Below are 8,462 nucleotides of genomic sequence, written 5' to 3' on the forward strand. Positions count from 1 at the left end.
CGGTCGAGGGCCCGCCGGGTGTGGGCGAGCACGTCGTCGGCGACGGCGAAGGTCCTGCCCGCGTCGAAGCCGAGAACCCGCTTGGTGGCCGCGACCTCGGCCTCGCCCAGCGCCGAGCCGTGCGCGGCCTCGGTGTTCTGCGCGCCCGGAGCCGGCCAGGCGATGATCGTGCGCATCGCGATGATCGAGGGGCGTGACGTCTCCTCCCGCGCGGCCAGCAGCGCGTCGTACAGGGCGTGCACGTCGACGTTGCCGTTGAACGCGGGCTCGATCCGCTGCACGTGCCAGCCGTACGCCTCGTACCGCTTCAGCACGTCCTCGGAGAACGCGGTGGCGGTGTCGCCCTCGATGGAGATGTGGTTGTCGTCGTACAGGAAGACGAGGTTGCCGAGCTTCTGATGGCCCGCCAGCGACGAGGCCTCGGCCGAGATGCCCTCCTCCAGGTCACCGTCGGAGACGATGGCCCAGACGGTGTGGTCGAACGGGGACGCCCCCTCGGGGGCGTCCGGGTCGAACAGGCCGCGCTCGTAGCGGGCGGCCATCGCCATGCCGACGGCGTTGGCGGCGCCCTGACCCAGCGGGCCGGTGGTGGTCTCCACCCCGGCGGTGTGTCCGTACTCGGGGTGGCCCGGCGTCTTCGAACCGTGCGTCCGGAACGCCTTGAGGTCGTCCAGCTCCAGTTCGTACCCGGCGAGGAAGAGCTGGGTGTAGAGGGTCAGCGAGGTGTGGCCGGGGGAGAGGACGAAGCGGTCGCGGCCCGTCCACTCGGGATCGGCCGGATCGTGACGCATCACCTTCTGAAAGAGCGTGTACGCGGCGGGCGCGAGGCTCATCGCCGTTCCCGGGTGCCCGTTGCCGACCTTCTGCACGGCGTCGGCGGCCAGCAGACGGGCGGTGTCGACGGCGCGCCGGTCGAGTTCTGTCCAGTTCATGTTCAAGAAGTCCTCGATGAGACGGCGGAACTGCTCTGACGTGTTCAAAAGTAAAAGTCTGACTTTTATTGGGGAAGGTTGTGGTGTGCCAGCCTTCGGTGAAACTGGGACACCGACGACGCGGCGGCGAGGACATGACGGACAGAGACTTCCCGGACGGCGACCGGATCAAGACCTTCCCGTTCCCCGTCGACCGCAGCCTCTCCGGTGTCGGCATGCAGATCGGCCCGATGGACGACCGTGGCCCCTGGCGAGCGGACATACCCGTGGAGGGTGTCCACCGCATCGACTTCCATGTGGTGATGCTGTTCGACGGCGGCCCGGTGCACCACATGATCGACTTCACCGGGTACGAGGTGGGCGCGGGCGAGGTGTTGTGGATCCGTCCGGGGCAGGTGCATCGATTCTCACGCGTGAACGAGTACCGCGGGACCGTCCTCACCATGCAACCGGGCTTCCTGCCCCGCGCGAGCGTCGAGGCGACCGGCCTCTACCGCTACGACCTGCCGCCGCTGCTCCGCCCCGACAAGGCCCAACTGGCGGGCCTGCGAGCCTCGTCGGCTCAGCTCGAACGCGAGTACGTCGACACCGCCACGCTGCCGCTCAGCCTCCACACCGCCGTACTGCGGCACTCCCTGACGGCCTTCCTGCTGCGCCTCGCCCATCTCGCCGCCAGTTCGGCGGAGGCGGAGCGCCGGCCCGGTGACACCACCTTCACCCGCTTCCGGGACGCCGTCGAGCGGGGCTTCGCCGGCAACCACAGCGTCAGCGCGTACGCCGATGCCCTCGGTTACTCCCGCCGCACCCTCGTCCGCGCGGTCCGCGCCGCGACCGGCGAGACACCCAAGGGCTTCATCGACAAGCGGGTCGTCCTGGAGGCGAAACGGCTGCTGGCCCACACGGATCTGCCGATCGGCCGGGTCGGCGTGGCCGTCGGCTTCCCCGACGCGGCCAACTTCTCCAAGTTCTTCCAACTGCACGCCGGGGCGACGCCGGTGGCGTTCCGGGCGGAGATGCGGTGACCCTCCCGGGTGAACGCGGACGGCCGTCGTGCGAGCGGTGACCCATCGGGGGTGAACGCGGACGGCCGTCGTGCGCGGTGACCCGTCAGGGGTGAACCCCGACGACCGGCGTGAACGTGCCCGAGGGGCTGCGCGCGCGTGCGCGGAACCCCTCGGGGATGTGCCGACGCGCCGCTCAGCGGCCGAAGTTGAACCAGTTCACGTTCACGAAGTCCTGCGACTGGCCGCTCGTGAAGGTCAGATAGACGTCATGGGTGCCGGTGATCGAGCTGATGTTCGCGGGCACCGTCCGCCAGGACTGCCAGCCCCCGGTGTTGGCGATCGAGAAACTGCCGACCGGTGTGCTCGTACGGCTGTCGAGTCTGACCTCGACGAGCCCGCTCACCCCGGAGTTGGCGCCGGAGGCCACCCGGGCGGCGAACTGGGTGGCGGCCGCGGAACCGAAGTCGACGTTCTGGAAGAGGGCCCAGTCGCCGTTCGCGAGGGAGCCGATGTTCTGGCCGCCGCCGGTGTCGGTCGTGGTCTCGGTGAGGGTGCCGCTCTGGCTGTTGTACGACTCGGCCTGGATGGCCCTGTACGCGTCACGGGTGCCCGTCGGCGGCGGTGTGGTGGTGCCTCCGCCGGCCGACAGCACCTGCACGTAGTCGACGACCATCGGGACACCGGACCGGGTGTCGCCGTCCAGGCCGCCGCCGAACGCGTCCGGGAAGGCGCCGCCCATCGCCACGTTCAGGATGACGAAGAAGCCGTGGTTGGTGGCGTTGGACCAGGTCGTCGCGTCCACCTGACTCGCGTTGACCGAATGGAACTGGGTGCCGTCGACGGAGAACCGGATCGTCTCGGGGGTCACCGAGCGGTCCCACTCCATGGTGTACGTGTGGAAGCCGGACTGGCAGGTCGTGCCCGGGCACGCGGTGGAGTTGCCGATGCCGGTCGTCTCGTTGCACGGGCCGCCGGGGTTGGTGCCGCAGTGGATCGTGGCCCAGACCTGGTTGCGGCCCTGGACGTTCTCCATGATGTCCAGTTCGCCGACGCTCGGCCAGTTCTGGTAGTTGCCCCGGTAGGGGGCGCCCAGCATCCAGAACGCCGGCCAGTAGCCCTCGGCGGCCGTTCCGGTGACGTTCGGCATCTGGATCCGGGACTCGACCCGCAGCTTGCCGCCCGCCGGGGGCTGGAAGTCGGTGCGGTTGGTCTCGATCCGGCCCGAGGTCCACCTGCCCGCCGAGTCACGGACCGGGGTGATGCGCAGGTTGCCGCTGCCGTCGAGGGAGACGTTGGTGGTGCTGTTCGTCATCGTCTCGACCTCGCCGGTGCCCCAGTTGGCCGGGCCACCGGGGTACGAAGTCCCGGTCGCGTACTGCCAGTTGGAGGTGTTGACGCCGGTGCCGGCGGTGCCGTTGAAGTCGTCGACGAAGACCTGGGTCCAGCCGGCGGGCGGTGTGGGGGCGGCTCCTTGCGCGGTCGTCGCCCAGGCCGTGGCCAGCGCCAACGCGCCGGCCACGGCGAGGAGCGCGCGCCTGAGCGGGCGGCGGCGTCCGATGGGTATGCCGGAGGTTTCACTCATAGCGGCCTCTTCGGGTGTACGGAGTGAAATACGCGGGTGGGGGGGAGCGCTCCGTGGAGTCCCGTCCTGAGAGCGCTCTCAAGAAGAGCGTGCGGTCAATGTGCGCTCCGGCGCTGCGGCCGTCAAGAGTTAAAGCGGAGAAAGTCCGTGCGGGAGAAGCGAGTTCACCACGTGAAGATCGGCCGATGCCGGGCGGTCACGGTCCCGGGCGGGTGAGGAGAGGAGGGGCGGTGAGCCAGTCCCCGGCGGCGGACGCGGACGGCCGGACCCTCGGCTCGTCCGGGTTCGCCGAGAGCGCCGTGTCCCCGGCCACCGCCACGATCGCGTCGTCCACGAGCAGCACTCGCGGTGGCGCCTGCGCCGCGATGTCCCCGGGTCGTCGAGCGCGTCCGTACGCCACGACTCGCCGCCCGTGGCTCCGTCCAGGGCCAGCAGCCGGCCGAACCGGTCGGCGAAGCAGATCTCGTCGCGGGCCGTCGACACCACCGGAGCGGACGGGTTCTCCATGTCCGTGGTGCGTTCCCACAGCTCCTTGCCGCTCGTCGCCGACACGGCGGTGACCGACCCGTTGGTCCGCACGAAGTGCACGACCCCGTCCACCGGCGTCGCCGAGCCGCGCAGCGCCCGTTCCAGCGGGATCCGGTCGGTCTTCCGGGTGTCCGGGTCCACCCGCAGGAACGCGTTGTACGGCCGCTCGTACCCGTCCTGGTACAGCTCTTCGGTGGGCGACCGGCCGGCGGACGGACGCCGCGCGGTGCGGTGCGGAGCGCGCTCCCGGCCCTCCCGTCGGCCCAGGACCGGCTTTCGGCCGTCGGGGCCGTCGGACGCGTCGACCGTCCGCTCGCCCGGGTTCGTCACGATCACGACTTCGCCGAGCAGCGAGCTGTCGCGGGACCGACGGTCCGGCAGCGAGGCGTCGCCCGCGCCCTTGGTGTCGCGTGAGCGGTTCACTCCGGAGTCGTGGACGGCTCAGGGCCCCGCGCCCGCGGCCTCCACGACGGTTTCGCCGGCCCGGGTGCGGGCGTACAGCACCTCTCTGCCCGCCCGGTGGGCGCTGACCAGACCGGCGGTGCGCAGGGCCGTCAGGTGCTGGGAGACCCCACTGGGAGTCAGTCCGGCGCGGCGGGCGAGGTCGGTGGTCGAGGCGGGGGCGGCCAGTTCGGTCAGAAGGGTCGCGCGGGAGCGGCCCAGTACCCCCGCCAGGGCGTCGGACCCGGTCCCGGCCCGCTTGTGCCAGAGCGTGCCGACGGCGCGTGGCGGATAGCGCAGCGAGGGCTGCCACGGCTCGTCGAGCACGGAGAACACGCGCGGCCACACGAAGGCCGACGGCACCAGCAGCAGGCCACGGCCGTCGAGCCGGCGTGCCCCGCGCACGGTGCGGTGCTCCAGACGCAGGTTGCCCCCGGCCCAGGTGACCTGCGGGTCGAGGTCGGCGAACAACTGCTGGGCGCCGCCTTCGACCAGGCGGCCGGCGCGGTAGCGGATGTCGTCCTCCAGCAGGGTGAGGATCCGCGACCAGTACGGCGCCAGAGCCAGCTCCCAGTACGCCTCGATCACCTCGGCCAACCGCCCCAGCCCGGCGACCGGGTCGGCGCGCAGCGCCGCCATCCGTGGGGGCGGTATTTCGGCCGTCGTGCGCAGCAGCGCCGGCGGGGTGGCCCGGACCGTGGCCAGCTCCACCTCCAGCGACGGCAGCGGCGTCGTGGGCGGCGGACAGACGAACCCCGGGACGCGACCGGCCCAGGGCGAGCGGGTCGGTACCGGGACGAGGTCGAACAGCGGCCTCAGATCGAGGTCCGCGGCCGCCAGTCGCGGGCGCACCTGCTCGGCCCAGGTGCGATGCAGGCCCTGTCCGTCCGCGCCCTTGAGCACCCGGACGCTGGCCACCACCTCCCACAGCGGGGAGATCGCGAAGCGCGTACGGGCCACGTCCTCCACACCGAGTGCGATCTCGATCATTCAGCCGAGGCTAAATCAATAGGTGCGGGGCCGACGTTCGCGCACGGTGGCCCGCATGACCGAAGTCCCCGATTCCCCGTGGCGGTCGCGCGACTTCCGCGTGCTCTTCGCCGCGGGAGCCCTCAGCCACCTCGGCGGCAACGTCGGCTACGTGGCGATCCCGCTGCTCGCCGTCACCACGCTCGACGCGGGTCCCGGCCAGGCCGGTGCGCTGGCCGCGCTGTCCACCGTCGCCTTCCTCGTCATCGGCCTGCCCGCGGGCGCCTGGCTGGACCGGTTGCCCGGCCGCCGGGTGCTGGTGGCCGCCGACGCCGCCCGAGCGGTGCTGTTCGCCTCGATCCCCGTCGCCTGGTGGCTGGGCACGCTGTCGCTGCCGCAGCTGTACGCGGTGGTGCTGCTGAACGGCTGCGCCACCGTGTTCTTCGACGTCGGCTCGCAGAGTGTGCTGCCCGAACTGGTCGGCCGCGAGCGCCTGGTGCGGGCCAACACGGCCGTCGTGAGCCTGATGGCCGGCGCCGGCATCGCCGGCCGCGGCGCCGGCGGCTTTCTGGTCCAGCTCCTCACCGCCCCCCTGGCGATTCTCGGCGGGGCCGTCGCCTACCTGGTCTCCGCCGTCGGCCTCACCGGCATCGTCCGACGACGCGCTCCCGCAACGCCAGGGGGAGGGACGGCGGCCGGTCGGCGACGGCTGTCGGCCGAGATCGCGGAGGGGCTGCGCCACGTCCTCGGCCGCCGGGAGCTGCGCGCGCTGGCCCGCACCGCGACGCTCACCAACCTCGGCGCACAGATGATCAACGCCGTACTGCCGGTGCTGTTCACCCGGGATCCGCACCTGTCCGCCGGGGCACTCGGGGCGTACTGGGCCGCCGGCGGCGTGGGCATCCTGCTCGGCGCCTCTCTCGCGCGCCGCTTCGCCGCCCGCCTCGGCCACGGCCGCGCCCTGGGGCTGGCCGGCCTGTGGTTCGCACCCGGTGCACTCGCCGTCGCGCTGATCGGCTCCGGGCCGTGGCTGTGGGTGGCCGGCGCCGGATGGCTCGTGGTCATGACGAAGACGGGCATCGACAACGTCCTCGGCGTCACCCTGCGTCAGCACCTGACCCCGGACCCGCTGCTCGGCCGTATGAACGCCACCTTCCGCTTCCTGCTCACCGGCGCACTGGCCGTCGGCTCGGCCCTCGGTGGCCTCGTCGGCCAGGTGGCAGGGGTGCAGGTGGCGGTCTGGGCGGGCGCGATCTGCCTGGCCGGTGCCTTCCTCCCGGTCTTCTGCTCCCCGGTCCGAACGCTGCGTGAACTTCCGGCGGCCGTCCCGCCGCAGCACCCGGCAGCAACCGCGTCCGCCGCCGAGGCGTGACGCGCGGACCGGGCATCGACGGCGAGATCCGCAGTAACGTTTACTCGTCGGTGCCCCTGTTAATTCGATGGCTCCGCCCGAGGGCGTCCCGCTACCTTCCCCTCATGGCGTTGACTCATGGCACGTGCACGGACCGGTTCGCAGCGGTGCGCGAGGCGTTGGCGGCCTCGCTGGACGACAAGGACGTGGGGGCGTCGGTCGCCGTGTACGTGGACGGCGAGCCGGTGGTCGACCTCTGGGGCGGGTACGCCGACGCGGACCGCACCACACCGTGGGAGCGGGACACCCTCACCCATGTGTGGTCCACCACCAAGACGATGACCGCCCTGTGCGTGCTGATACTCGCCGACCGGGGCGAACTGGACCTGGACGCGCCGGTGGCGACGTACTGGCCCGAGTTCGCGGCGGCCGGCAAGGAGGACGTACGCGTCCGCCATGTGCTCGCGCACACGGCAGGGCTGCCCCGCTTCGACGAACCCACGACGCTGGAGGACCTGTACGACTGGCCGACCGTCACCTCCCGGCTCGCCGCGCAGGCACCGGCCTGGGAACCCGGCACCGAGGCCGGCTACCACGCCGTCACCCAGGGGTATCTGCTCGGGGAGATCGTCCGCCGGGTCACCGGCCGCAGCCTGGGCACCTTCCTCGCCGAGGAGGTCACGGGCCCGCTGGGCGCCGACTTCCACATCGGGCTCGCCGCCGAGCACGACCACCGGGTGGCGCCGATCATCGCGCCGCCCTCCTCCTCGCCCCGGGGCGGTCCGCCGCCCAACCCGGCCATACCGGACGGCACCGCCAACACGACCGCCTGGCGCCGCGCCGAGATCCCGGCCGCGAACGGTCACGGCAACGCCCGCTCGGTCGCCGCCGTGCAGTCGCTGCTGGCCTGTGGCGGGGCGGCGCGCGGTGTGCGGCTGCTGTCGGAGAAGGGGTGCGAACGGGTCCTGGAGGAGCAGTTCGACGGCACGGACAGCGTCCTGGGCGTCCCGATGCGCTATGGCATGGGCTACGGCCTGAACGGCGGCCAACTGCCCAACCCGCGCACCTGCTTCTGGGCCGGCTGGGGCGGCTCGATCGTCCTGGTCGACCTCGACGCCCGGATGACCGTGGCGTACGTGATGAACCAGATGATCGACGAAGGACTCGGCGACGACCGGGCCTTCACGATCCTCGCGGCCGTCTACGAGGGCCTGTCGGCCTGAGCCCGACGGCACACCCCTCCTGACCGCACCGGCCACACGACCGCACGCGCCTCGCACCGGCCCAGGGAACCCCGGGCCGGTGCGAGGCGTGCCAAGGATGTCTGGCAAGATCAACTGCCCTCGGTGGAACCAGAACCCCGCATTCCCCCTCTCCAGGGTCGGGGGCGCACAGGTGAGGACCGCGGCCTCCTCCGACCTGCCGCAACACGATGTTCATGCCCTGTGCATGGTGTTGCTGCAGGGGGTCCGTCCACCATCGGATCACGATCATCCGCCCGTCATCCGCCCGTCATCGCCCAGGAGTTCGCATGCCCAGCCGCCGTCGCTTCCTCGCCGGGACCGCCGCCGTCGGCGCGACCGGGGCGGCGGCCGGCTGTGTCGCGCACGAGGGACGCAAGGCCGGAGTGCGCGAGGCCGCCGCTCCGCAGGTGA

8 protein-coding genes are annotated in these 8,462 nt (G+C 72.0%); 4 read left to right on the forward strand and 4 right to left on the reverse strand.

Going from position 1 to position 8,462, the window contains the following annotated elements:
* The coding region (locus AWZ10_RS29655; RefSeq protein ID WP_167366001.1) for a transketolase family protein at positions 1-932 on the reverse strand (932 nt) is incomplete at its 3' end.
* A gap of 134 nt (positions 933-1,066) precedes the next feature.
* Here AWZ10_RS29655 and AWZ10_RS29660 point away from each other — a divergent pair.
* Entirely contained in the window at positions 1,067-1,954 is an 888-nt protein-coding gene (locus AWZ10_RS29660) for a helix-turn-helix domain-containing protein (protein WP_060892491.1), read from the forward strand.
* Between the two features lie 175 nt (positions 1,955-2,129).
* On the opposite strand, the gene AWZ10_RS29665 is transcribed toward AWZ10_RS29660, so the two are convergent.
* From AWZ10_RS29665 to AWZ10_RS29675, 3 genes are all read right to left on the reverse strand, one after another.
* Positions 2,130-3,518, reverse strand: coding sequence for a glycoside hydrolase family 16 protein (locus AWZ10_RS29665; protein WP_060892492.1), 1,389 nt, complete (start codon positions 3,516-3,518; stop codon positions 2,130-2,132).
* A 129-nt stretch (positions 3,519-3,647) separates the two neighbouring features.
* Positions 3,648-4,469 (reverse strand): outer membrane protein assembly factor BamB family protein, encoded by an 822-nt coding sequence (locus AWZ10_RS29670; RefSeq protein WP_060892493.1) that lies wholly within the window; start codon positions 4,467-4,469, stop codon positions 3,648-3,650.
* Between the two features lie 18 nt (positions 4,470-4,487).
* Positions 4,488-5,477: an ArsR/SmtB family transcription factor gene (locus AWZ10_RS29675; RefSeq protein ID WP_046703710.1), complete on the reverse strand. Its 990-nt coding sequence runs from the start codon at positions 5,475-5,477 to the stop codon at positions 4,488-4,490.
* Between the two features lie 55 nt (positions 5,478-5,532).
* On the opposite strand from AWZ10_RS29675, the gene AWZ10_RS29680 reads away from it, so the two are divergent.
* The 3 genes from AWZ10_RS29680 to AWZ10_RS48250 form a co-directional block, all read left to right on the forward strand.
* The gene (locus AWZ10_RS29680) at positions 5,533-6,828 is read left to right on the forward strand and encodes an MFS transporter (RefSeq protein ID WP_060892494.1); all 1,296 of its coding nucleotides are present in this window, start codon (positions 5,533-5,535) and stop codon (positions 6,826-6,828) included.
* A gap of 104 nt (positions 6,829-6,932) precedes the next feature.
* The gene (locus tag AWZ10_RS29685; protein ID WP_046703708.1) at positions 6,933-8,030 is read left to right on the forward strand and encodes a serine hydrolase domain-containing protein; all 1,098 of its coding nucleotides are present in this window, start codon (positions 6,933-6,935) and stop codon (positions 8,028-8,030) included.
* A 308-nt stretch (positions 8,031-8,338) separates the two neighbouring features.
* Positions 8,339-8,462, forward strand: a 124-nt coding sequence (locus AWZ10_RS48250; RefSeq protein ID WP_159058386.1) for a twin-arginine translocation signal domain-containing protein, incomplete at its 3' end; no start/stop codon positions are given.

Origin of the sequence: Streptomyces europaeiscabiei, assembly GCF_001550375.1 — a bacterium.
GTDB lineage: Bacteria > Actinomycetota > Actinomycetes > Streptomycetales > Streptomycetaceae > Streptomyces > Streptomyces europaeiscabiei.

Bases quoted from the DNA above. Each gene is read 5' to 3' on its own strand.
- AWZ10_RS29660 (WP_060892491.1), top strand. From the start codon at position 1,067: ATGACGGACAGAGACTTCCCGGACGGCGACCGGATCAAGACCTTCCCG.
- AWZ10_RS29665 (WP_060892492.1), bottom strand. From the start codon at position 3,518: ATGAGTGAAACCTCCGGCATACCCATCGGACGCCGCCGCCCGCTCAGG.
- AWZ10_RS29675 (WP_046703710.1), bottom strand. From the start codon at position 5,477: ATGATCGAGATCGCACTCGGTGTGGAGGACGTGGCCCGTACGCGCTTC.
- AWZ10_RS29680 (WP_060892494.1), top strand. From the start codon at position 5,533: ATGACCGAAGTCCCCGATTCCCCGTGGCGGTCGCGCGACTTCCGCGTG.
- AWZ10_RS29685 (WP_046703708.1), top strand. From the start codon at position 6,933: ATGGCGTTGACTCATGGCACGTGCACGGACCGGTTCGCAGCGGTGCGC.